The organism is Enterococcus sp. NBRC 3427 (genome assembly GCF_007996925.1).
Lineage (GTDB): Bacteria > Bacillota > Bacilli > Lactobacillales > Enterococcaceae > Enterococcus_B > Enterococcus_B lactis.
Window position 1 is genome coordinate 25,484 of the sequence record NZ_BJLL01000009.1, and the last position, 25,564, is coordinate 51,047.

The window sequence follows — 25,564 nt, forward strand, 5'->3', positions numbered from 1 at the left end:
AAAGGAGAAGAAAGATGGAAAAATTAGAACAGTTTTTAAGCAGCAGACTATTGCCGATGTCGGAGAAATTACAAAAGAACAAAGTGTTAGCCGCATTGATGGAGGGGTTTATCCGAACAAGCCCAATTACATTAGGGATTGCCTTCATTACGATTATTGGAAATTTCCCATTTCCTGGCTGGATCGATTTTTTGAAAAATGTGGGGATTTTTCCTCATGTGGAAGCAATCACTAATGGTGCTACAGGTGTTTTCTCGTTGTATGTCGTATACAGTTTAGCTTTCTCTTATGCAAAACAATTAGGGACTAATGAACGGAATGCATCCATCATCTCTTTGGCAAGTTTTATTATGCTGATGCCGCAATCCGTTATGACGACTGTCACACAAGAGGGGAAAGCAGTTGAACAAGCTGTCGGTGCGTTGCGATTGGATTATCTGGGCGGTCAAGGATTGTTTATCGGTATGCTTGTCGCTTTGCTCATTACCCGTTTTTATGCCTTCTTAGCTAAGAAAAATATTATGATCAAATTACCGGAAAGTGTGCCGCCGATGGTCACACAATCTTTGTCACCAGTATTTGTCGTTACAATCATTTTTGTTGTTGTATTTGCTTTGCGAGTATTATTTGGATTAACACAATCAGGAACGATTTTCCAATTCTTTATTGATGTAATCAATGCCCCATTGAACTCTTTAGTAGCGAGTCCGTTATCGATCATCATTATCATGGAATTATTAGCTGTTTTATGGTTCTTCGGTATCCACAATGCTGTGTTGCAAGGACCTTTAGGCGCAATCAGTATGACGATGGTCGTTGGGAACATTGCTGCCTTCCAAGAAGGAAAAGCATTACCCTATTTAGTTCCATCTGTTATCTACATGGGGATGTACGCAGCTGGCTTCATGGGATTCGTGACATTTTTCATGATTAAAAGCAAGTCAGCCAAAATGCGACAGTTAGGTAAATTATCTTTTGTTCCATCCTTATTCAATGTGACAGAACCATTGATGTTTGGGATGCCGATCATCTTGAATCCGATTTTCTTTATTCCACAAATCTTTACACAATTGATTGCAGGATTCGTTACATGGGGATTAACCACTACCATATTGCCGATTTCTTTGAATCCGACTATGTCGCTATTACCTTGGACAACTCCTACATTTGTGAAGATGCCTTTATCAGGCGGACTGAACTACACGATCCTGATGGTTATTTGTATGGCAATCGGCGTGGTGATGTGGTACCCATTCATTAAGATCGCAGATAAGAAAGAACTAGAGTTAGAAGCGGCGTTGGAAAAAGAAGAAGCAGAAACGAAAGCAGAAAAAATCATCAATGCAGAAGTCGAAGCATAATGAAGGGGAAAAGCATGTGGACCTTAAGTATCGATATCGGTGGAACGTATATCAAGTCAGCTTTAATAATGGATACGCAAATAAGAGAAAAAAGACAAATAGAGACACCAAAAACAGATAAGGACAATTTTATCCTGGTCCTTGTCGAATTGATCCGTTCTTATCAGCAGCTCGAACCCATTGAATTTGTCGGATTTTCTGTTCCTGGTGCGGTGAAAGAAGCGTCAACCGTCTTTTTTGGTGGAGCAGTCGCATGCCTGAATGAAGTCAATTTAAAGCAAGAAATAGAAAAACAGCTGCCCGTTCGTGTGTTTGTAGAAAATGATGCGAAAGCTGCTGTATTGGGAGAAGCAAGTTTCGGTCATTTAAAAGGGATTGAAAATGGTGCAGGAATTATTCTAGGAACAGGCGTCGGCGTTGGACTTTTGCTGGATGGGCAGGTGAGAAAAGGGCCGCATTGTCAAACTGGAGAAGTTAGTTTCTTGATACAAGATCGTGGGATAAATGGAGCTGAATCATTTGCAGGGATCAATTTGTCAGCTGTTCGATTAGTAGAAGAACTGGCAAAATTATTTCAGTGTGAACCCAAAGGACCTCTTGTATTTGATTATTTATATCAAAAAGAAGATGAACAAGCACAAACTTTATATCGCACATACTGCAATCAAGTAGCGATTCTCTGTTTCAATATCCAATGTTTGTTGGATTTGGACAAAATGATTATTGGCGGTGGAATCAGCAAACAAAAAAGGCTGATCAGTGATATCCAGAAAAACTATGAAGCCATCTTTTCTGTGTCGCCGATGATCGAACAAACGATTACGAAAATGACGATAGAAGCTGCCGCCTTTGAGTCTGAAGCAAATCTGATTGGTGCAGCGAAAGGAGTACGATTGAATGAGATTTCCAACTGATTTTTTATGGGGAGCTTCCACTAGTGCGTATCAGACAGAGGGAGCTTGGGATGCAGACGGTAAAGCGCCGTCTGTTCAAGATATGAAAGAAATACCTGACGGAACAAGTGATTTCAAAGTGGGGGTAGATCATTACCATCGTTTTGAGGAAGATGTTCGTTTATTTAAAGAGCTAGGGTTAAAAGCTTATCGGTTCTCGATTTCTTGGAGTAGAGTCATGTCCAATGGAAAGGTTAATCCAAAAGGACTGGAGTTTTATAAGAAACTCATTGCATTATTGAAGGAAAATGAGATCGAACCAATCGTGACGGTGTTCCATTTTGATTTGCCTTATGAGATCCATGAAAATGGAGGCTGGGAAAATAGGGCGACGATCCAAGCTTTCGCTGATTACTGCCAGCTGCTTTTTGACACATTCGGTCAAGAAGTAAACTATTGGCAAACAATCAATGAACAAAATGTCATGGCTTTAGCTGGATCGATCATTGGTACAAGTAATAAATCAATGAAAGAAAAGTTTCAAGAAAACCATCATATGCTCGTTGCTCAAGCACTGGTCACGAAAAATTACCATGATGGGAATTATCCAGGAAAGATCGGACCCGCGCCGAACATTGCCAGTGTATATGCTGCTTCTGATAAACCAGAAGACCAGTTGGCTGCAATGAATATGAGTGCTTTAAGAAACTGGCTGTTTTTAGATGCTGCGGTTTATGGTGTCTATAACCATAATGCCTGGAACATTTTGTCAAAAATCAATGCCTGTCCTGAAGTAACAGAAGAAGACAAAAAAATCATGTTAGAAGGTACATGCGATTATATTGCTTTTAATTATTACAATACCATGACTGTTTCAGCCTATTATCAAAAAGAAAACAAGATCGATCAGCAATCTGGCTTTGGTATCCCCGGCTTCTTTCAAGCGACAACGAATCCACATTTGCCAATGACTGAATTCGGCTGGCCAATCGATCCAGAAGGGTTCCGTTATACGTTAAATGAGATCTATTCAAGATATCGTTTGCCGTTATTGATAACCGAAAACGGAATAGGAGCAAAAGATCAATTAACAGAAGATGGAAAAATCCATGACAAGTATCGCATCGACTACTTGAAACAGCATATCCAGCAAATGTATCTAGCAATGGAAGATGGTGTAGAGGTGATCGGTTATTGTCCGTGGAGCGCGATCGATTTGATCAGCACCCATGAAGGAATCGAAAAAAGATACGGTTTTATTTATGTTGATCGAACAGACGATTCTTTGAAGACGCTGGATCGTTATAAAAAGGATAGCTTTTATTGGTACCAAAAATTGATTGCTGAAAATGGATCAAACGAAGAGGAGTAAGCCTATGCAGATCGATACGATGACTATTGACAACGAAGCCAATACGACTCTAACGGTTTATCTTCATGAAGAAAAGCCCGAATTTCACCGTATTGACAAACGTCCGTTCATACTAGTGATTCCAGGAGGAGGGTACGGATTTTGCAGTGAAAGAGAAGCAGAGCCGATTGCATTGAAATTTGCTGCTGAAGGTTATCATGCGGGTGTGCTGCGCTATCACGTTGGAGAACACCGTGATTTCCACAAAGCACTGACGGATGCAGAAAAAAGCATGGATCTGATTGCCTTACTAGCTGAAAAAGCAAAAATCGATCAAACCAAAATTGCAGTGATCGGTTTTTCAGCCGGTGGGCATTTAGCAGCCGCTTTGTCTACTTTGTCCGATCAAAAACCAAGTGCTTGTATCCTTGCTTATCCGGCTATCTTAAGCTCCTTTGCAGAAGCGATGAAGATCCAGGCTCCTTCTTTGGAAATGTGTGTGACACCGCAAACGCCACCTACTTTTTTGTTTTCTACATTCGAAGATAATGTGGTGCCTATCGAGAATTCTCTTTTGTATTTGAGAGCATTAGAAGAAAACGATGTACCTTTTGAAACACACATTTTTCAAAAAGGAAAGCACGGATTATCATTAGGAAATAAGTGGAGTGGAAATAGTGAAGAGATGGTGGACCCTCGATTTGCCAAGTGGTTTGAGCTTTGTATCGAGTGGCTGGAAATCATTTGGGTACAAGCAGCTGCGGAAACTACGCAAAAAATCGAAGACATTTGGCAAGTACCAATCAAAAATTTATACGCCATTGAAGCCAATCAATCGATCTTACTTGAACATCTGCCATTTTTAGCCGATAGAAGTAGGTTCAAAATCATTCGAAGTTTGTCCTTCAACCAGCTGTGTGAGGTTTCGCCAGATAAATTTCCAAAAACAAAGATCAGTCAATGGGTAAATGAATTGATTTGGTACCGTTGAACTTTCCTATCAAAGAATCGATACTCGGAGGAAACAAATGAAATATGAAATAATCAAAAAGAACAATCGGTTCTATTTTCTCATGGATGAAAAACCCTGTCTTCTCTTAGGCGGAGAAGTGCATAATTCAGTAGCTTCTACGGTGCTTTCTATGGAAAAAAATATTTGGCCATTTGTGAACAATCTCGGATTGAACACCCTGCTTGTACCTGTTTATTGGGAAAGCATCGAGACAAGTCCGGGAATATTCAACTTTGATTTGATAGAAGCCCAGTTACAAAAAGCGACTGAAAGTAAGATCAAGTTGGTTTTTCTATGGTTCGGTTTATGGAAAAACGGTTTATCTACTTATGTTCCTTCATGGATCAAGACAGACACAGAAAATTATTTTAGAGTAGTCAACCAAAAGCAAGAGCAGTTAAACTGTATCTCACCATTTTGCACGAAAGCAATTGAAGCAGATTGCCGCGCATTATCTAGCCTATGTCAATTTATCAGTCAGCATCCGCTGAAAGATCAAGTATGCATGATGCAGATCCAAAACGAGGTCGGCTGTCTTGAAACGGCAAGGGATCACTCTAGAAAAGCACAGCAAATATATGGATCCACACTTCCAGAAAGAATCAGAGAATTATATCCTCGAGCAAAAAACTGGCAAGAACTTCCAGAGGAAACATTCATGGCCTATGCCTTTAGTCATGCACTGGAAAAGATGGCAGTAGAGGCAAAAAAATGGTTAGATATCCCGTTGTTCACCAATGCTTGGCTGCATAAAGAAGGAAAAAGCGCGGGCGACTATCCTAGCGGTGGGCCTACAAAAAATGTATTAAACGTATGGGCAAAAAATGCACCTAGCTTAACGGCTTTTGCTCCAGACATCTATGAAGAAAATGTTCGGGAAATCATTCAAGATTATCAAATGATTGATCAACCCCTTTTCATACCAGAAACAAGAAAAGATCTAAGCTATCTATCCAATTGTTTCTATGCATTTGGGCAAGGAGCACTTTTGTATTCTCCTTTTGGAATCGAAGATCTTCGAAAAAGTACGGAAGCTATAATAGACGAGGATCAGGCTTTCTTGAAACAGTTAGGATTAGACCAAGCGGCTTTTGATCCGACAGGAAGTTTGCCTTATTTTACTAAGTGTTATCAAATAATCAAAGAACTAACCCCATTTTTAACGGATGAAACACTCAAGATCCATTCTTTTAAAAAGGAAAAGGACACGGCGTATCAGTATCAAGATGAAAATTACCGATTTTTGATCAAATATTTAAGTAAAGACAAGAAAGAGCAGCTGAACACTGCCGGTCTCTTTTTTCAATCAGAAAATGATTATTTTTTTGCTGGGTGCAACTTTGCGCTATTCCATGAAGCAGTAGATGAAGAGCGGCGTTCAGAAATTTTGAATTTTGAAGAAGGATACTTTGAAGGAAAAAAATGGATCACAGAGCGTGTTTTGAATGGGGATGAGCGCTATACGCCGTATATCGGTAATATGCCTAAAATCATCAAATTCTCTTTATATACCTATCCGAAAAAAGAACAGGAGGTTGTCCATGAATATCTTGCTGACGAACGAAACCTTTAAACCATCTACAAGTATGCTTGCCCAAGAACCGGAACCACTCGAAAATCTATCTGTTTATCGAAATAGTACAACCGCATTTCAGTTATTGCTACATGATGGGAAGAAAAATCATTACAGCTTAGACGATCAATTTACGATCCCGGATGCGATTGAAATACCTATATACCGGATAGAGATCAACTCGGAACTGCCAATCAAATCGAATTTTATTGAATATTATTGCGGAAAAGACGATATTTTCTATGGGGATAAACTGTTGGAAGAAACCACACATACTTATCCTGGCGATCGCTTTGCTCCTATTTATGTAGAAATCCCGATTGATCGTCAACAAAAATCCGGCATCTATCCGATAGATATCACGATTTATCAAGCAGGGATAACGACAAAAGAAACAGTCATTGGACAGAAACGATTAGAAGTAACTGTAGAAGCCTTTACGTTCAGTGATAAAGTAACTGATTCTTTCCATTTAGACATTTGGCAGCAACCTTCTAATCTTTCTCGTACATTCCAAGTGCCTCTTTGGAGTAATCAACATTTTGAACTGATTCAGACAATGGCTTCAACCTTAGCTGAGTTAGGCCAAAAAACGATTACAGTCATTGCAGGAGAGATTCCTTGGAAAGGATGGTTCAATTATATTGTCAAAGATTTCCCAGCTAACTTGTATGAATACTCAATGGTCAAAGTCCTCAAAACAAAAGAAGGAAATATCCAGTGTGATTTTTCGATTTTGGATAAGTATTTAGCTTGTTTTTTTGAAGCAGGAATCGATAAAGAAATCGATGTGTTCGGCCTTTTAGGTGTTTGGCAGCCGCCCTTCTTTCCTTTGAATAAAGCAGTAGAACATCCAGAAAAACTTGTGATCCGCTATTATGATGAGGAAATGCAGCAAATGGCATTCATCGAAAAACAAGAAGAGCTCAGACAATATTTCCAGCAATTGTTTACCTATTTCAAGAAAAAGAACATTTGGGACAAAGTTCGTCTCATGGCAGATGAGCCAAAAGCACACGAAATCGATACGTTTAAAGAAGCTGTCAAACGTCTAAAAGAAATCGAACCAACGTTGCAGTTGAAAGTGGCATTTGACAAGGAACCAGTCTTACAAGCCTTGATTTCAGAAATCGACTATCCAGTCACATCTTTTTATTGTACTTGTCAAAACCATGAATGGCTGAAGAAACAATTTCCTGGAAAAACACAATACTACATCTGTAATTATCCAGATAAACCAAATACATTCTTACACAGTCCCTTGACAGAAAGCCGGTTACAAGGCGCATTAGCTTATTATTTTGGAACGGATGGTCTGCTGAGGTGGGCATATAACTGCTGGCCGGAACATGCAAGAGAAGATATCCGTTACAATACCAGTTCACTTCCAATTGGTGACTTGTGCTTAGTCTATCCATCTGTCTCTGGCAGCCTGCTCTTGTCTCTTCGCTATAAAGAACTGTATCGTGGTGTAGAAGATTTTTATCTGCTAAAAGAAGCGGAGAAAATAAACAAAACAAAAACAGACCAGCTTCTAGCTGATTTTCTTGGAGAGGAAAAGCCAGAAAATTGGATGGAAAACAGCCATCAGTCTGTGCAAACATTATTCAATCAATCGTATCGTCAATTCGATCAGTTAAGAAAGAAATTGATCGCAATTATCACAGATACTTCTCTTTAATCAAGTAAGAGTGAATGAAAAGCATGACCTGCATGTTGCAGATCATGCTTTTTGTTTTTAACCGAAATAGGAAAGAATCTGTCGTAAAAATATTTCCAGCACAGCGAGTTTTGTAAATCTTTGTTTAAAGCGATTTAGGACTAGCCAGCCGAAAAGAGCCAAAGAACCTTGTTCCTGCTTAGATAAACTTTTTGAATAGAGAAATCACGTGTTTACATAGTTTTTACAATCTTTATTTGAATTAAGAAGGATACAAATTAGAACTTTACAAATAGAAGGTACACTAAAGATGTAGCAAATAAATAAAAGGAGCATAGGATATGTTTGAGTTGAAAAAAATAGAAAAAACAATGGTGCGTATAGTATTAATAGCAACTCTAATAGTGTTAGCAGGTTGTCGTTCGTCCAATCAGACAGTAAGTGGTAATCAAAACCAATCCTCTGATACGATCAAAATTGCTTTTTACCCTAATGAATCCGCTGCAGAGTTTGAACCGGCAAGAAAAGCGGTAAAAGCGGTGATTGAAAAAGCTACAGATAAGAAAGTCGAATTAGTGACAAGTACAGATTACAACGTGGTCGTGGAATCTATTGCAAATGGACAAGTAGACTTAGCTTATATGGGTGCAGAAGGTTATATCGAAGCAAACAAGAAAAATGAGCAAGTAGAAGCCATCTTGACCAATTCTGGGCCAAGCGGAACGCTGGAAGACGCGTTATATTACAGCTTTTTAGCGGTGAAACCAGAAAACAGCAAAGAGTATGAAAAAACAGGTGGCTATACGATTGATCCAATCAAAGACAAAACGATTTCTTTCGTCACGAATACCTCAACTTCTGGTTTTACTGTACCGAGCAATAAAATCGCTGAACATTTTGATTTAAAGAATACAGATGATCTTATCATGGATGGTCTATTCTTTGAAAAAGTGTTATTTGGTGGGTCTCATCAAGGATCGATGATCAATTTATTAAAAGGTGACGCGGATGTAGCTGCTTTTATGAATATGCCGCAATATTTTGATGTGATTCAAGGAGAAGAAAACAAGGCAGGAGTCATTTACGAAGTAAAAAAAGATGCTCAAGCTCCTTTTGACACAGTGCAAGGGGAACAAGCACAAGTCATTCTTTCCATACCGGTCTTGAATGGACCAATTGCAGCAAACAAAGAGACGTTGTCTGAAGCAGATATCGATAAGATCATCGAAGGAATGACTGCTGATAGTACGGCTGAAAACACAGCTATTTTTGCACCAAAAGATGCTGATGTCCCAGGGATGTTCACAAAAGAAGGAAATGAGCGATATGTGAAAGTCACAGATGACTTTTACGATGAAATCAAAGAAATGAATAAATAAGAAGAGATTGGAAAGGACAGCCAAATGCTATTAGAAGTAAAAAATATTACAAAAACCTATCCAAACGGAAATCAAGCATTGCAGGACATTTCATTTTCACTTGAAAAAGGAGAATTTGTTTCAATCATCGGACCTTCTGGGGCGGGGAAATCTACTATCTTGCGTACGATCAATCGATTGATCGAAGCAGATAGTGGGAGGATCCGATTTGAGGAGAGGGAAATGAATGAACTGAAAAGAAAAGAACTGCGAAAGAAAAGAAGACGTATTGGTATGATTTTCCAGCACTATAATCTTGTCAGTCGTCTTACCGTAATCGAAAATGTACTGCATGGCTGCTTAGGTTATAAAACAACGTTCGGTGGAGCTGCTGGGCTTTATCGAGAAGCAGAAAAAGAACAGGCTTTTGATCTGATAGAAAAGGTCGATCTTTCGGCATTTGCGTACACTCGATGTGACGAATTAAGTGGTGGACAAAAGCAGCGGGTCGGAATTGCCAGAGCACTCATGCAAAATCCGGCACTGATCTTATGTGATGAACCAATAGCTTCTCTTGATCCAAAATCTGCTAAAACGATCATGGATTACTTAAAAAGAATAACCAATGAATTGGCGATTACTTGCCTTGTTAACTTGCATCAAGTGGAAACAGCCATCGATTATTCCGATAGGATCATTGGAGTGAATAGTGGAAAAATCGTATTTGAAGGAAGACCGTCTGAGTTAACAAAGGAAAAAATAGAAACGATCTACCAATCTAAAAAATTATTAGTGTAAAGGATGAAAGAATGGAAAAGATAGAGGCAGAAAAATTTTTCAGACAACAAAAAAGATATCGCTTGTTTTATATTTTGCTGATTGCTTTTCTTTATTTTATTTCAGCCCATGGCGTTGGATTTCAGGCAGGAACAGCTTTTTCTGCTATACCAAAAAGTTTTACCTGGCTATTCTCCAACTTTATTCCGACAAGTGATTCTCTAGCCTATTTATCGATCATCGTGTCTAGACTCATCCAGACGATAGTGATGGCAGTGACTGCTACGACATCAGGTGCTGTAATTGCCTTGATAGCGGCTGTGATTGGTTCAAGAGAAATCGGGTTGAATCGTTTCACAAAAGTGATGGCTAGAGGCATGGCGAGTTTTTTCAGAAATGTCCCTATCGTCGTATGGGCAATGATTTTGTTGCTAAGTTTCAAACAAAACGAATTTACCGGCTATTTGGCGATTACTTTTACGACATTTGGTTATTTGACCCGTTCCTTCATGGAAACGATCGATGAAGTATCTGGTAGCGTCATTGAAGCGATGATGGCATCAGGAGCTTCCTATTTGCAAATCATCTGGCAAGGTGTTTTGCCGATGTGTTTGAATCAGCTCCTTAGCTGGCTCCTTTTTCTAATTGAAAATAATATTCGGGATGCTACGCTAGTCGGGATACTGACAGGAACTGGTATTGGTTTTTTATTTGACTTTTATTACAAAAGATTCCAATACGATGTAGTCGGAATGGTTACGCTGACTGTCATTATCGCAGTTATCATATTGGAGACGACTTCGAATACAGTAAGGAGGATGATCCGCTGATGATGGATTATCAGACAAATGAAACGAATGCCATACTTAATCCAACCTCTTATTCAAAAGTGGCATTTAGGAAAAGAAATCAAAGAATAAAAGTAAAACTATGGCGTCAAGAACGGATCATTGTAAAGCTTATGCTCCTATTTTTATGTTTGGTTTCTGTATATACGGTAATCACGATGGATTACGGGAATGTCAAATTAACAGAAGCAGTTTCTGCTTTTTTTTCCAATATGTTCAATATTTTCTTACGTCCACAGTTATCTGGAAGATTTACGGCGTTCTCTTTAGTAGAAAGCCTTGGTGTAACGATTGGGCTCTCTGTTTTAACAACGGTAATTGGTGCTTTTCTTGCCTTCTTTCTTAGTCTGTTAGCTTCCAGAAATTTAAGCAGCGGCTTTCTTTCCAATATGATAAGAGGGCTGATGTCGTTTATTCGAGCAGTTCCCACAATTTTGTGGGTCATGATTTTTTCTATTTTGATCGGATTAGGAGCGAATGCAGCAGTTATCGGGATGTCTTTTCACAGCATTGCTTATTTGACAAAAGTTTATTCTGAAAGTATCGAAGAAATGGAATCTGGTATGATTGAAAGTTTGAAAGCATGTGGAGCAAGCTGGTGGCAGATTGTTTTTCAAAGTGTTCTCCCTAATTGTTTTACGACGTTGCTTTCTTGGACATTCATCCGGTTTGAAATCAATTTTACAAATGCGATCGCAGTAGGAGCTGCAGCTGGTGCAGGAGGACTAGGCTTTCAGTTGACGATGGCTAGTAACTTTTATTTTGATTTTCGAGAGATTGGTGTAATGGTCTATATTATCTTGACGATTGCTGTATTGCTAGAATTCATTTCTTTGAAATTAAAAGAAAAATATATAGTCAAAACATAAATTTTTATAGAAAGAGGAGAACGGGAATGAAGGCAGATTTACATGTGCACAGCTGCTATTCGAATGGTTTCTTTCATCCAAAAGAGCTTTTGTCTTTAGCAACAACCCAAGAAGTAAACCATTTAGCCATCGTGGATCATCATACATTCGCAGGGATAGAAGCAGTAAAAGAAGTATTCTATGATTCACCTGTTAATTTGATTGAAGGAATCGAAATTAGTGCCTTTGACTTGAAAAGACAAAAAGATGTCCGCATATTGGGCTATAATCTTTCAAATCAGAGCTATATCGAGCAGTTGTGCAGACCGTTACTCCATTTTCAAACAAATCAAACTTTATGTAAGTTAAAAAAACTGCAGGCAGAAGGCTATCGTTTGAAGGAAGAAGAACTTTGGAAGGAAGCAGAGACGGCAACAGCACTTTATCCCTGTCATTTATATCGTTTATTGAAAAAAAGAGGTTATGGTACACAAATGAATCCTCTGTTTTATCAAAAACTCATGACGACAGAAGAAGTTTCTGGTGATCGGAAAAAAATAAATGTATATGATGCCATAGAAGCAATCAAATACGGCGGAGGATTGACTGTTTTAGCATGTCCAGGGAAATTTGACAACTATGATTTGATCCCTGAACTCGCTTCATTCGGGATTGATGGTTTGGAGAAATATCATCCAGCTCATCGTTTAAGAGACCTTAAAGTCCTTTCAGAGTTCATCCAAACCTATCACTTTTCTTGTTTCGGAGGTTCTGACTTTCATGGGATAAGAGGAACTGCAGGGTTCGGCAGGACCTTGATTACAGATACACGAGAATTTCCCGACCAACTACTCTGTAATTGAAAAACAATTTTTCAGAAAAATATCAAAAGATGATTGCAGCAAGGAAGGATAGTGATATAATAACCTCAATTACGTATGAGGGGATTGTGAACAATGATCAACTTTGCTTTATCACAGATCCAAGATTTGCCTAGAATCGTAGAAATTTATAATCAAGCGATTCCTACTCGCTTATCTACAGCTGATTTAGAACCAATAACAATAGAATCTAGACAAGCATGGTTTGATGCTCATCAAACCAAAGAACGCCCGTTGTGGGTCATAAAGATCGATCAAAATATCGTAGGATGGCTGAGCCTTAGCGATTTTTACGGGAGACCAGCTTATGCAAATACTGCAGAGATAAGTATTTATATTGATTCAACTTATCGAAAACATGGCTTAGGACAAAAAGCATTATCCTTTGCTGAATCGCAACTGAAAGATTGTAAGATCGACACACTTTTAGCTTTTGTGTTTACTATCAATCAAGCGAGCATCAAGCTGTTCCAAAAAAATGGATTTGAGCAATGGGGGCATTTACCTAAAGTTGCAAATATGGATAATCAACTGATTGATTTAACTATCTTAGGAAAATCTTATGAATAACAGCCAATGACCGCTTTTAAGTGTTTTTTTACACTTGAAAGCGGTCATTATCATAGAAGGTTTCAATTGAAAAGTGTAAAGTGTGGATAAATTTTTTGAATTATCACAGTATTCAATCAAAATACAGTAAAAAAAAAGACATGTTTATCTCATATGCCATTCTTGTTTCATTTATCCTAGTATCAATGGGAGATAGCAGAAATTTCTAAAGAAATGAGAGCCCTTTATTTTAGGTTGAGTGTTATCGAATGTTGATTTTAAAATAACCAACGATGATAGAGCAATAAAGTAGCGATAAAGTAGCGATAAAGTAGCAAAAAATTTGTTTTTTGAGAAATTCTGCGAAAATAAGGGTTAAAGGAAGAATGTGTATGTCAAAACGGTCTTTTTTAGTTATTGGAATTATTGCTTTGCTAGGTATTTTATTTTTCGAAGTCACTTCGGTCGCATCCTTGATCAGCGAAGAGAAAGGACAAGTAACTTCTTCGGAGCGTTCGTCACAAGCTTTCAATCAATCAGAACAATCAATGAATAAAAACAAGTCGACTGAAACAGCTAGCGTCAACGAACCCACTCAAAAGTCAGTGGAATCGGCACAAAGTCAAACAACTGAACCAGAACCAACACAAGAAAGTACAGAAGCTGTCCAAGATCCAACTGTCAAAAGTGTTGCTATCAGTTTTGATGATGGACCAGGAGCGACCACGACACCACAGCTGTTGCAAATACTTAAAGAAAAAAACGTACACGCCACTTTTTTTGTTTTAGGAGAAAATACGGCGCAACATCCTGACATTGTGAAGCAGACAGCTGAAGCAGGACATGAGATCGGCAATCACACGTACGATCATCAGGATCTGGCGACGCTTTCTGCCCAGTCGATCACAGAAGAAGTGACAAAAGCAGACACTGAGATCAAAAAAGCCACTGGCAAAACCCCCACTTTCGTTCGTCCGCCCTATGGTTCGATCACAAGTGTAGGAGCAAGTGTTATCCAGCAGCCAATCATCGAATGGTCGGTCGATTCAGAAGATTGGAAGACAAGAAATCCTGATTTGATTTTGCAGAAGATCCAAGCAACAGTATACGATGGTGCAATTATTTTATTCCATGATATTTATCCTGAAACGATTCGTGCCGTTCCTCAAGTGATCGATTATCTGCAAGAGCAAGGGTATCGCATCACGACAGTGGGCGATTTATTAGGGCGTCCAACGACTGTCGAGAACTATTATGGCAGAAACGATCATCGGCCAGTCCAGTAAATAAATTATTTTTCGGAGTAGCTACTTCTGAAATACCGCCTTTATCAAGAGGTTGTGACAAAATTTTGTCACAACCTTTTTTGTATTTTTCTAAAGTATAGGATTTAGATACAAATCAGATAGATTTTGCTTCTATCCTTAACAGCAAAGGAGGAGAGTACAAATGTACAAAATATTAAAAGTCATATCTATTTTTCTATTGATGTTTATTATAGCAGCAGGCGCTTATGGTGTAAGCGAATATATGAAATTGCAAAACTTGTCTGAGGTTTCAAAGAAAACAGCAGCCAACATGAATGTGAAATATACAGCTGATGCAGCCACACATTTACCCGATCGGTTCAATGTACTGCTATTAGGTGTAGATACTGGAGAATTTGGTAGGACAGAAAAAGGAAGATCGGATTCGATGATTGCTGCCCATGTTGATCTTAAAAATGAGACAGTAAAACTTATCAGTCTAGAACGAGATACTTATGTTCAAATCGCAGGACATAATAGTTTTGATAAATTAAATGCCGCTTATGCTTATGGAGGAGAACAAACAGCTATACAAACGACAGAGAATATGCTTCATACTACTATTCCCTACTATATGACAATGAATATGAAGGGGCTAGAGAGTATGCTAAGTATTGTTGGCGATATTGAAGTGGTCAATGATTTTGCTTTCAACTTTGACCACTATGATTTTCCAAAAGGGTCCCTTACGTTATCTCCAGAAGAAGCACTTGCATGGTCAAGAATGAGATATGATGATCCTAATGGTGATTATGGGAGGCAAATACGACAGCAAAAAGTGATCAAAGCAATCATGCAGAAGCTGTTGACTGTGGAAACCATACCTAAAATAGACCAAATCATCAATGTTCTAGGGAACAATATGAAAACAAATTTACCTTTGGGAGAATTATTTAAATTATATTTAACAAAGAATACCCAATTTAAATTGAGTACGGATCAATTAAAAGGAGAAGAAGAAATAATTGACGGTATCTCTTACCAAAAAATGACTGACACAGAAATCAAACGAATCAGTCAGCAATTACAGTAAAGCAGGAGAGAGGAACATGATTAAAAAAAGTTTGATAACCCTTGGGACAATCGTCCTTCTAATAGGGATTACAGGTGGAAGCGTCTATATGACGAACAGAGTCTTCACGCCCTCAACGAACGAAAGTAAAGCAATAGAAAATACTGAGAGTTCTAGGAAACAAGAACGAACAGAATGGCAAAGTTCCAATTCTACCTGTCGGACGATCACCACAAAGGAACAGCAAGCAAAAAATGAAAAAAATAAAGAAACAGAAGATACAAAGGAATCATCAAAGACCGTTGCTCTTACCTTCGATGATGGACCTAATCCATCCACTACCCCAAAACTTTTAGAGATTTTAAAACAAAAAAACGTACACGCCACTTTTTTTGTTCTAGGAGAAAATGTTTCCCAAAACGAACAGCTTTTACAAAAGGAGGTGCAAGAAGGTCATCAAATCGGCAGTCATACTTTTTCTCATAAGGATTTAGCTGGTCTATCTGACCAAGAAATCAGCGAGGAAATCACTCAAACAGATAACGCTATTTTGAAAGCAATCGGTAAAAAGTCAGCCTATGTCCGACCTCCGTATGGCTCTATTACAAAAAAAGGAGCAGCAATCATTCATCGACCAATGATCGAGTGGTCTGTTGATTCTCAAGATTGGCAATCCAGACAAAAGGAAAAAATTTTACAGCAAGTAAAAAGTACAGTATATGATGGCGCAATCATATTACTACATGATATCTATCCTGAGACCGTAGATGCTGTTCCTGTGCTGATTGATGAATTAAAAAAAGAAGGATATACTTTTACGACAATCAGCGATTTGCTAGATAATCCATCAAAAACAGAAAATTATTATGGGCGCAATGATCACCGACCCGCTTAGTCAAAAAAGGAGAGATGTCCAATGATTCAAAAGCAGATGTATTTTATTAGAGGATATTACATTTTGCTGCTGCTCGTACTTTATCTTTCTTTTTATGAAAAAAGTGTTTTTTATTTATTTTTTACTAATACGATTCTGGCATATATCCCGATTGAATTAGCAAGATGGGTAAAAGTCAGCAACTCCAAACTAGTCTCTCTCGTGCTGATCTTATTCTGGCTACTGTTTTTTCCAAATAACTTTTATTTGTTCACCGATTTATTCCATCTGTCTTTGCTTTCACCTTACGATCCATCTACTATGATGATAAGCATGAAGATGGAAATTTGGTATAAATTATTGCTAGTCGTTCTTTCTGTTTTCCCAACCACATTTTTCGGTTGTGAAAGCTTATGGATGGTTACCAATGTAATTGTCAAAAAAATCGGAATAGGCGTCTATCAATGGTTAGTTATCAGCGTCGTCTTGTTTATCAATGCTATAGGGATTTACTTCGGTCGCTTTTTAAGATTGAACAGTACGGATGTCTTCACTGACAGCAAGGAAACGTTCATGAGATTCGTTGAAGCATTTACCAAAATAGACGGTCCATCTTTTTTGTTGATCGTACTCATCTTTTTCTTTTCACTGATATTCGTGTATATTTATAGGTTAGGGATCAAATTTGCTCTATTGGCAGAAAGAGAGGAACTGTATGAAGATACTAGTAGTAGAAGATAATCCTGCGATCAACAAACTTTTAGTTCGTACATTAGAAAAAAATGGTTATACAGTCTATTCGGTATTCACAGGTAAAGAAGCAGCCGATATCATTGAGCAACAGGAATTTGATTTGGTTTTGCTAGATATCATGCTTCCTGAAATCGATGGTTATGAAGTATTTGCGTATATGCGGGAATATGATCTTCCTGTCATTTTCTTGACAGCCAAAGATCAGCTTTCTGATCGAGTCAGTGGCTTAAGATCAGGTGCTGAAGATTATATAACAAAGCCATTTGATCTGGAAGAATTACTAGCACGAGTGGAAGTTGTTCTTCGAAGAAATGGAAAAAATGACACCAATAAATTACTGAGATGGCAGTATATCGAAATCAATGAAAAAACAAGAGCTGTCACTGCAAGAAACCAAGCTGTTTCTTTGACTCCTAAGGAATATGAATTACTTCTTTACTTAATTAGAAACAAAGGGATTATTCTGCCAAGAGAGAAAATCTATCAAAAAATCTGGGGAAGGGAAGAAGAGCCCAACTCCAGAACGCTTGATTTACACATTCAAAGAATCAGAAATAAATTACAATTAGGACAGGACTTGCGTACGATTTATGGTGTAGGTTACCTATTGGAGGGATGAACTTGAAATATACGAGCAAAGTTTTCTTTTCATTATTATTCTTCTTTCTACTCATTTATTTGGTGGTCAGTGGTTTTACACTGCATGCGATTTACCAGCGCACAGTTTCTCAAGAAAAAGAAGTGCTAGTCAACCAGCAGAAAAATCTCTTATTGCTGTTGTCGACGAAAACAGACGGAGATGAAACAACAGATGAAATGAGAAAAAATGGTGAATTCGTAGCCGCAGCCAAAATCGGAGAGTTTGAGATTCTAGACAAAAAAGGCAAAACGGTTTTTACTACAAAGCCTACTTTGTTTGAAAAATACGAACCTCCAGAAGAGTTGTCTAATCGTACCGTGGAAATCAGCGACATGTCTACTGTTAAAAACAAACAGGTGCTTTATTCAACTTCAAAGATACCTGATACTGCCTATCGTTTAGCAACTTACCATCAAGCAAAAAACTATGAAGAAATCGTCAAAGATTCTCTTGTCTATTTTCGTCTAATCTTGCTCTTTTTACTTTTAGCCATTATTCCAGTCACTTATTTTCTAACAAGCATGATCTTGAAACCAATCAATCAGCTGATTTCCGTGGCCCAGCATATCACAGAAGGTAAGACGAAAGAACGGGCAATAGTCAATACTCAAGACGAGATTGGAAAATTAGGGAGCAGTTTGAACAATATGGCCGATAAATTGAGCCACGATCTAGAAACTCTCCGCCAGGCAAAGGAAAAGCAAGATTTATTCGTTTCTAGCTTTTCTCACGAAATTCGAACGCCGCTGACTTCCATTATTGGCTATGCTCAAATGTTGAAATGGGAAAAATTGGATCAATCAGCCGAAGAATCTGTCGATTATATCCTTGAAGAAAGCAACCGGCTAAAACATCTGTCTAATGATATTTTGAAATTGATGGAACTGGAAAGAACAAGTGTCTCTCTTGAAGAAATCTCGACTAATATGATTAGCGATGATCTAAACAAGTTTCTTAAAGGAATGAAACAAGGGTTTACTTATACCATCGAACTAGAACCTGCCAATATTTTGCTAGACCTCAATCTTTTCAAGCTATTAGCCATGAATATTTTGGCAAATTCATTAGAAGCTATAGCAGAAGATGGAACATTAGTGGTCAAAGGAATAAAGGAAGAAAAGCGTTATATTATGAAGTTTTCCGATAATGGTAGAGGGATACCAACAGAAAATTTGTCTAAAGTAACAGATGAATTTTTTACAGGGAATCCTTCAAGAACAACGAAACATTTAGGACTTGGATTAGCTTTGGTAAAGAAAATAACCGAATTGCATAATAGTTCTTTTGACATAGAAAGTACACTTGGTACAGGGACGACGATCACGATCGATTTTGCTTTAGGAGGGGGAAACAGATGAAAATTAAATTATATCTTCTTTCTGCTTTCTTTCTGGTATTCAGCGCAGGATTGTTTTTTTTACCAGATATTTTAGCGAGTAGCATTACTACAAAAGAACAAAGAACAGTAGATATTTCTTCTTTAAGTTCAGCTTCTTCCTCTATCGAAACGGCAATGAGCCAAGCACAATCCTTTTCTATCATGGAAGAATCAGATCAGAGCCAATTAGATATGGTCAATCGGCTACGAGAGGAATTAAATCAGCTATTTCAAAAGCTAGCCATGCCAAAAGAGCCAGTGATTGTTCAAGACTATGAAGTTTTGATTTCAGGGGACAGCGTATTTTGGCAAATGGAATTCCTCACGCAAACAGGCTATGGAACGGCAATCATTGATGAAACGAACAAAAAAGTCGTGCGGTTATCTTATTTTGATGAAGATAAAAATAATCGGGAGAAAAAACAAATCATAGACGATTACTTGAACTATCTTTCTTTAGCATCAGATAAGATCGAAGAAGATGGTGAGATGATTACTGTCACTTTGAAAAACGGACAGAAATTAAACTTTCTGATTGATGAGACACGATTGTTGCTGAATTATGCATGACCTTTTGTGAAATTGGTTGAAACTTTCAATTAAGAATGACAGTTTTTTATGTAAAATCTGCCATTCTTTTTCATTTTTTGAAACATATAGCTAAACAAATGAAATAAAACGTGCTATACTTCTGAATGAAACAGGTTTAGAAACTGTATCACTTGTTTGTGATTATTTCTAACTAATAATTAAAAATAAAGCATAAAAAGGACGATGTTCAATGGCTGAAAAAATGAAACAAGGTTCGAAATCTGTAGTAGAAAGTTTGATTAACCATCACGTTGATTATGTATTCGGTATACCAGGCGCAAAAATCGATGGTGTATTTAATGAATTAGAGGATCAAGGTCCTGAATTAATCGTAACTCGTCACGAACAAAATGCTGCATTTATGGCACAAGCAATCGGACGTATCACAGGAGAACCCGGGGTTGTTATCGCAACAAGTGGTCCAGGTGCTAGTAACTTAGCTACAGGTTTGGTAACAGCGACAGCAGAAGGAGACCCAGTTTTAGCAATTGCCGGGCAAGTAAAACGAAGCGATCTATTGAAGCTGACCCATCAAAGCATGGATAATGCAGCGCTGTTCCAGCCAATCACAAAATACAGTGCAGAAATCCAAGATCCGGAAACAATTTCAGAAGTGATTGCCAATGCTTATCGTATGGCTAAGAGCTCAAAAAAAGGAGCGAGTTTTATCAGCATTCCTCAAGACGTAGTGGATGCGCCAGTTCAAGGTAATATCATCAAGCCATTGAGTGATCCTAAATTAGGTTCTGCTTCTGCAGATGATATCCGTTACTTAGCCGAACGCATCAGGGAAGCAAAACTACCGGTATTATTAGTAGGTATGCGAGGATCAAGTGAAAAAGAAACATTAGCTATCCGTCAATTAGTTGAAAAGACAGCATTGCCTGTTGTAGAGACATTCCAAGCAGCAGGAGTGATCTCACGTGAATTAGAAGCGCATTTCTTTGGTCGTGTGGGATTGTTTAGAAACCAACCAGGCGATATGCTTTTGAAACGTAGTGATCTAGTTATTGCAATTGGCTATGATCCAATCGAATATGAAGCAAGAAACTGGAACGCAGAAAAAGATGCGCGGATCATTGTGATCGATGAAGCACCAGCTGAAATCGATCCGTTTATGCAGCCTGAAAGAGAGTTGATTGGCGATATCTCAGCTACTCTTGATTTATTGACAGGTTCATTAGAGCCTCAACAAGTGTCAGAAGATGCAAAAGAATATTTAGCTTCTCTTCAAGCAAAACTAACGGAGCGGGATATTGTCCAATCAAAAGGAGAAGCAGGTATCTTACATCCTTTAGAAGTCATCAACACACTTCAATCAAAAGTAACAGATGATATGACCGTTACCGTAGATGTAGGGAGTCATTATATTTGGATGGCACGCCACTTTAGAAGTTATGAACCCCGACATCTGTTATTCAGTAATGGTATGCAAACGCTTGGTGTAGCATTACCATGGGCAATTTCTGCTGCACTGGTACGTCCAAATACACAAATCGTATCAGTTTCCGGAGATGGCGGATTTTTATTCTCTGCCCAGGATTTAGAAACGGCTGTACGTAAAAAATTGAATATCGTTCATTTGATTTGGAATGATGGACACTACAATATGGTAGAGTTCCAAGAAAAAATGAAATATCAACGGGCGTCAGGTGTAGACTTTGGTCCAGTTGATTTTGTGAAATATGCAGAAGCTTTTGGTGCTAAAGGGATCCGAGCTACAAGTATAGAGGAATTAGAAAAAGCTTTAGAAGAAGGATTTGCGACAGAAGGACCCGTAATTATTGATATTCCGATCGATTACCGTGATAATGAGAAATTGGGAGAAACAATCTTACCAGATCAATTCTATTAAGGAGGTGTCGACATGACTGAAAAAATCTTATACCAGCACGGGACATTAGGAGCTTTGATGGCCGGCTTGATGGATGGAACAGAAACGATTGCTCACATATTGGAAAAAGGAACTCTGGGATTGGGAACATTGCATGGACTTGATGGTGAAGTCATCTTTTTAGATGGCGTAGCTTATCAAGGAAGATCAGATGGCTCAGTTGTCCAATTAGATGGAAGTGAACTTACCCCCTATGCAGCAATTACAGATTTTACGCCAGATACTAGTTTTTCTGTTTCAGAATCTGCAGATGGAGAACAATTGAAAAAAGACATCTTAGTAAAAGAAGATGGGGAAAATCTATTTTTAGCAGTGAAGATAACTGGATTATTCAAAAACATGCATATCCGTATCATGCCGAAACAAGAAAAACCTTATCGAAGACTAGCAAAAATTTCAGAGTCTCAACCAGAATTCCAACAAAGCAACATTCATGGAACATTAGTCGGGTTCTTTACGCCTGAATTATTCCAAGGAGTTGCTGCAGCGGGATTTCATCTGCATTTTATCGATGATACACATACATTTGGCGGACATGTAATGGATTTTGAAGTAACTGAAGGAAACGTGGAAATCAGCCGCATCTCTTCTCTTGTACAGCACTTTCCAGTTGATGATCCGACTTTTGTTCACGAAACGATTGATTATGCTGATTTAGCAGCAGAAATCCAACAAGCAGAATAAAAAAGACAGCGAGATGAGTTTAAGGTAAACAACCTAACGTATCTCGCTTTTTTGAGAAGCAAACCTAGCGTTTACCAAAAAACTGAGCTATAATCTTTTCCATAGATTAAAAAGGAGCGGTTTTTATCATGTGGACAGAAAAACAGAAAAAAGATGCATACGAAATTCTATTATTACAGCAACAAGGATTATTAGAAGCAGAAGATAATTGGTTAGCAAACTTAGCAAATTCATCTGCATTGTTGAATGAAACATTACCTGAGACCGTCTTTGCAGGATACTATTTATTTGATGGTAATGAATTGATTTTAGGACCGTTCCAAGGGCGAGTTTCCTGCACACGTATCAAGATGGGAAAAGGAGTTTGTGGAGAGTCAGCTGAAAAACAAGCGACATTGATCGTTGACGATGTCAAAAAACATGAAAATTATATTTCCTGTGATTCAGCCGCACAATCAGAAATCGTTGTACCAATGGTAAAAGAAGGTCATTTAATCGGTGTTTTAGATATCGATTGCGGAGTAACGAAAGGGTACGATGAAATCGATCAAGCATTTCTAGAAAAATATGTAGATCTTTTATTAGCAAATTTTAATATAAATGATTTTTCATTTATTAATAATTAAAATTGACTATTGAAACAAAAAAGAAGAGAAATCAAAAATAAAAAGAGCCGGAAAGACAGTGGGCATATCTGTTTTTCGGTTTTTTTATTTTTTTATAAAATCACAAGTGTTATTGGTTTTCATAATCATATTTTAATGGTATTATCATTTCAAATAATGAAAAACACATTAAGGATGGATGAAATATGAATAACGAAACTATCATTTTAGGGAAAAAATATATTTGCCAACCTATTGGCTTGAAACAAAAAGTGGTTGGAGAAGTAATCAGTAAATTAGAAAATTGTGTTGTGATCTGCGTAGACGAATATCATGACGTCGATCGCAATGAAATATTAGAAAAATGCGGAAAAGTAGTGGCAAAATACACTCACGTTTATGAGTTGGAAACGACAGAATATCTATATAATTACAGCAATAAATATGAACATACTTTAGTTTCATAAAGATTTTAAATAAAGTGCCTTCAAAAGCGAGGAGTCCAAGCTTTTGAAGGCACTTTATTTAGTTGGCGTTGTTTTTTATATGTCTCTTTTCTTTTTAAGTGGCACAATAATTGTAAATTTTCTTTAATTGATTCTCTATACAACCTGAATCTAGTTCAGTATATATAAACTAGTTTCGTTTGCTTCACTGTCAGAAATTCTCCTTCGCTTCTTTTAGATTATATATAAGGTATCTCTAAAGTCCTTTTGGTCTACTTCAACTACACGTTCGTATACTGTTAGGCATAATCTAACTAGACGGAGTGCTGGAGCATCTACTGTGTTGAATGTTGCTATTGCACGGCAGAATCTGATAGGCTCAACTATAGTTTCTTCTAGGAATTTTTCTGGAACTAGCAACGGCACCTTCACGAGTTCATTAACTTCTGGCACGTATTTTCTTCGATTTGAAAGTAATGAGCGGGCCAAAACATTTGACATAAATGGAAGTGTCACGTATTAATAATATTCTATCTCCTTAAAAAAATTCTATAAATGACCAGTAAAAGTACAATTGGCCGTTCATTTTACTGGTTATTTCTAATGTTTTCTAAATAGATACTCATTATTTATGGTAATTTTTGATTGGTATTTTTTTATAGGAACTAATAAAGTTAAAACGGATAAATCTATAAAGAAAATTATTGAAGGAAAGACTGTTGACGAAGAAAAACTAAGTGTGGCAATATACGCGAAATTCTAATTGTTAAATAAAAAGCAAAAAATTCAAATTTATTTTAAGCCAAAATAAAAAAACGTTGATTTATCAACGTTTTTTACAGTATCTATTAGTCTCAACCATACATATATGGAGACGGCGGGAGTCGAACCCGCGTCCAAACACATCGCCACTTAAAAATCTACGTTCATAGTCAACTCATTTGAGGTTTCGCTTTACAGCTTGCCGAGTGACAGGCATTCTGTATCGCTAGTCTGATATTCTCTTTTTCAACTTACAGACGGAAAGTTGAAACGTATCCCACTAAAGTTAGGACCCTTACTCGAGCACATGGGCGATGCCGAGAGGATCTACGCTAACTGTTTTTAGGCAGCTAAAGCGTAAGAGTTGTTTTCGTTTTTAGCAGTTATATTTAACTGTAACGTTTTTACGTAGACGTAACCTACGAAACGCAATTCAAGCTCGACTGTGCCTGTCGAATCCGTAACGTCCCCGTTAGCTAACAAGGGTTACGTGTATTTTTCATACAAAATCAGTATAGCACATCTTGGGATAAATTCAATAAAAAAGCGGATGATACCCCATTATTTATATAAAACTGTCCCTTTCTTAAGAAAAAATAAGTGATTTTTTTAGAAAGGGTCCAGTTTCGAAAAAATGTCCTTAAATCAGATCAAAATGCTTCAATGCGTGGACAATCCCGCCTTCTGTATTTTTCTTTGTGATGAAAGTAGAAAGCTCTTTTAATCCATCATAGGCATTGCCCATAGCGATTTTGTTGTCGCAAGTTTCCAACAAGGCAAAATCATTCGGACCATCGCCAAATCCAAAAGTAGGAACTTCTTCTAATTGAAGTTCTTTTTTCAGTCGTTTGACACCTGCGCCTTTTGAGATTCCTTTCTTCACTGTATCAATCGAGTAAGGACCATTCCGATAAAAAGTTAGCTCAGGAAAATGTTCATGATAGTATTCGTCACCCGATTGAGATAAGATAAGCAACATATTTACTGTATTGTCTTTAAAGCCTAGAGGATCTATTTCCGGCACATCTGAATGGATAAAGTCATAAGCATCGATCATTGTTTGGCTATGACCGGTACACCAGATTTTCTGGTCGTTATAGTAAGAAAGTTCGTGCCCATTCAACTGTACATGATCATACATTTTTTGACATTCTTCTGAAGAAAATGTTTGAGAGTAGATTTCTTCACCGTTTACTCGAATGAAAGAACCGTTCATGGTGACCGCAGAAGTAATGCCCGCATCTTCCATGATCGAGTGGATTTCTGCTTCTGTACGTCCTGTGGCGATGACGGGAAGAACGTTGTTTTCTTTTAATGCGTTCATAGCTTTTGCCACTTCGGGTGTGATTTTTGACTTCGCATCTAGTAATGTTCCATCAAGATCAAAGAAAGTGATTGCACGATAATTTGACACAAATAAAACTCCTTTTTTATTGGAATAAGTTTATCTTAACAAAGAATGAACAAAAGACAAACCTTTCGTGAAGAATTCCTGAACATATTGGTT

At 37.7% G+C, this 25,564-nt stretch carries 24 protein-coding genes and 1 other RNA gene; 23 read left to right on the plus strand and 2 right to left on the minus strand.

Features of this window, described 5'->3' with window-relative positions; translation table 11 throughout:
* The first annotated feature begins 14 nt into the window (after positions 1-14).
* The 23 genes from ESP02_RS03435 (at position 15) to ESP02_RS03550 (ending at position 23,316) form a co-directional block, all read left to right on the plus strand.
* A complete protein-coding gene (locus tag ESP02_RS03435; protein WP_038398640.1) occupies positions 15-1,361 on the plus strand; it encodes a PTS sugar transporter subunit IIC in 1,347 nt (448 codons plus the stop codon).
* Positions 1,361-2,275 (plus strand): ROK family protein, encoded by a 915-nt coding sequence (locus ESP02_RS03440; RefSeq protein WP_002346011.1) that lies wholly within the window; start codon positions 1,361-1,363, stop codon positions 2,273-2,275. Before ESP02_RS03435 ends, ESP02_RS03440 begins: the two co-directional genes overlap by 1 nt.
* Positions 2,259-3,626, plus strand: coding sequence for a glycoside hydrolase family 1 protein (locus tag ESP02_RS03445; protein ID WP_038398642.1), 1,368 nt, complete (start codon positions 2,259-2,261; stop codon positions 3,624-3,626). Before ESP02_RS03440 ends, ESP02_RS03445 begins: the two co-directional genes overlap by 17 nt.
* Positions 3,627-3,630: 4 nt before the next feature.
* Positions 3,631-4,596, plus strand: coding sequence for an alpha/beta hydrolase (locus tag ESP02_RS03450; protein ID WP_038398645.1), 966 nt, complete (start codon positions 3,631-3,633; stop codon positions 4,594-4,596).
* Between the two features lie 37 nt (positions 4,597-4,633).
* Entirely contained in the window at positions 4,634-6,190 is a 1,557-nt protein-coding gene (locus ESP02_RS03455; RefSeq protein WP_038398646.1) for a DUF5597 domain-containing protein, read from the plus strand.
* Entirely contained in the window at positions 6,159-7,871 is a 1,713-nt protein-coding gene (locus ESP02_RS03460; protein WP_038398648.1) for a DUF4091 domain-containing protein, read from the plus strand. The genes ESP02_RS03455 and ESP02_RS03460 overlap by 32 nt, the downstream gene beginning before the upstream one ends.
* A 320-nt stretch (positions 7,872-8,191) precedes the next feature.
* The gene (locus tag ESP02_RS03465) at positions 8,192-9,229 is read left to right on the plus strand and encodes a phosphate/phosphite/phosphonate ABC transporter substrate-binding protein (protein WP_038398650.1); all 1,038 of its coding nucleotides are present in this window, start codon (positions 8,192-8,194) and stop codon (positions 9,227-9,229) included.
* A gap of 24 nt (positions 9,230-9,253) precedes the next feature.
* Positions 9,254-10,006 (plus strand): phosphonate ABC transporter ATP-binding protein, encoded by a 753-nt coding sequence (gene phnC / locus ESP02_RS03470; RefSeq protein WP_038398652.1) that lies wholly within the window; start codon positions 9,254-9,256, stop codon positions 10,004-10,006.
* 11 nt (positions 10,007-10,017) lie between these two features.
* The gene (locus ESP02_RS03475; protein ID WP_038398654.1) at positions 10,018-10,815 is read left to right on the plus strand and encodes a phosphate/phosphonate ABC transporter permease; all 798 of its coding nucleotides are present in this window, start codon (positions 10,018-10,020) and stop codon (positions 10,813-10,815) included.
* Positions 10,815-11,702: an ABC transporter permease gene (locus ESP02_RS03480; protein ID WP_080283903.1), complete on the plus strand. Its 888-nt coding sequence runs from the start codon at positions 10,815-10,817 to the stop codon at positions 11,700-11,702. The genes ESP02_RS03475 and ESP02_RS03480 overlap by 1 nt, the downstream gene beginning before the upstream one ends.
* 26 nt (positions 11,703-11,728) lie before the next feature.
* Positions 11,729-12,544 carry a PHP domain-containing protein gene (locus ESP02_RS03485; protein WP_038398655.1) on the plus strand — a complete coding sequence of 272 codons (816 nt, stop codon included), beginning with the start codon at positions 11,729-11,731 and terminating at the stop codon, positions 12,542-12,544.
* A gap of 93 nt (positions 12,545-12,637) precedes the next feature.
* Positions 12,638-13,132 (plus strand): GNAT family N-acetyltransferase, encoded by a 495-nt coding sequence (locus ESP02_RS03490; protein ID WP_038398657.1) that lies wholly within the window; start codon positions 12,638-12,640, stop codon positions 13,130-13,132.
* A 371-nt stretch (positions 13,133-13,503) separates the two neighbouring features.
* A complete protein-coding gene (locus ESP02_RS03495; protein ID WP_038398659.1) occupies positions 13,504-14,397 on the plus strand; it encodes a polysaccharide deacetylase family protein in 894 nt (297 codons plus the stop codon).
* Between the two features lie 163 nt (positions 14,398-14,560).
* Positions 14,561-15,451 carry an LCP family protein gene (locus tag ESP02_RS03500; RefSeq protein WP_038398661.1) on the plus strand — a complete coding sequence of 297 codons (891 nt, stop codon included), beginning with the start codon at positions 14,561-14,563 and terminating at the stop codon, positions 15,449-15,451.
* Positions 15,452-15,467: 16 nt separating this feature from the next.
* Positions 15,468-16,325, plus strand: coding sequence for a polysaccharide deacetylase family protein (locus ESP02_RS03505; RefSeq protein WP_038398662.1), 858 nt, complete (start codon positions 15,468-15,470; stop codon positions 16,323-16,325).
* Between the two features lie 21 nt (positions 16,326-16,346).
* Entirely contained in the window at positions 16,347-17,045 is a 699-nt protein-coding gene (locus tag ESP02_RS03510) for a DUF1361 domain-containing protein (protein WP_038398664.1), read from the plus strand.
* Positions 17,020-17,676 (plus strand): response regulator transcription factor, encoded by a 657-nt coding sequence (locus tag ESP02_RS03515; RefSeq protein WP_038398666.1) that lies wholly within the window; start codon positions 17,020-17,022, stop codon positions 17,674-17,676. Before ESP02_RS03510 ends, ESP02_RS03515 begins: the two co-directional genes overlap by 26 nt.
* A gap of 2 nt (positions 17,677-17,678) precedes the next feature.
* Positions 17,679-19,055 (plus strand): HAMP domain-containing sensor histidine kinase, encoded by a 1,377-nt coding sequence (locus tag ESP02_RS03520; protein ID WP_038398667.1) that lies wholly within the window; start codon positions 17,679-17,681, stop codon positions 19,053-19,055.
* Positions 19,052-19,645, plus strand: a complete 594-nt coding sequence (locus ESP02_RS03525; protein ID WP_010732273.1) for a hypothetical protein — start codon at positions 19,052-19,054, stop codon at positions 19,643-19,645. The genes ESP02_RS03520 and ESP02_RS03525 overlap by 4 nt, the downstream gene beginning before the upstream one ends.
* Before the next feature lie 211 nt (positions 19,646-19,856).
* Positions 19,857-21,521, plus strand: a complete 1,665-nt coding sequence (gene alsS, locus ESP02_RS03530) for an acetolactate synthase AlsS (protein WP_038398669.1) — start codon at positions 19,857-19,859, stop codon at positions 21,519-21,521.
* 12 nt (positions 21,522-21,533) lie between these two features.
* Positions 21,534-22,244, plus strand: coding sequence for an acetolactate decarboxylase (budA, locus tag ESP02_RS03535; RefSeq protein ID WP_002313570.1), 711 nt, complete (start codon positions 21,534-21,536; stop codon positions 22,242-22,244).
* Positions 22,245-22,372: 128 nt separating this feature from the next.
* Positions 22,373-22,870, plus strand: a complete 498-nt coding sequence (locus ESP02_RS03540; RefSeq protein ID WP_038398671.1) for a GAF domain-containing protein — start codon at positions 22,373-22,375, stop codon at positions 22,868-22,870.
* A 185-nt stretch (positions 22,871-23,055) separates the two neighbouring features.
* Positions 23,056-23,316 (plus strand): hypothetical protein, encoded by a 261-nt coding sequence (locus ESP02_RS03550; protein ID WP_002289617.1) that lies wholly within the window; start codon positions 23,056-23,058, stop codon positions 23,314-23,316.
* An 845-nt stretch (positions 23,317-24,161) separates the two neighbouring features.
* On the opposite strand, the gene ssrA is transcribed toward ESP02_RS03550, so the two are convergent.
* Together ssrA and ESP02_RS03565 are read right to left on the minus strand one after the other, a co-directional pair.
* Positions 24,162-24,528, minus strand: a transfer-messenger RNA (tmRNA) gene (ssrA, locus tag ESP02_RS03560).
* Positions 24,529-24,697: 169 nt separating this feature from the next.
* Entirely contained in the window at positions 24,698-25,471 is a 774-nt protein-coding gene (locus ESP02_RS03565) for a Cof-type HAD-IIB family hydrolase (RefSeq protein WP_038398672.1), read from the minus strand.
* Between the last annotated feature and the right edge of the window lie 93 nt (positions 25,472-25,564).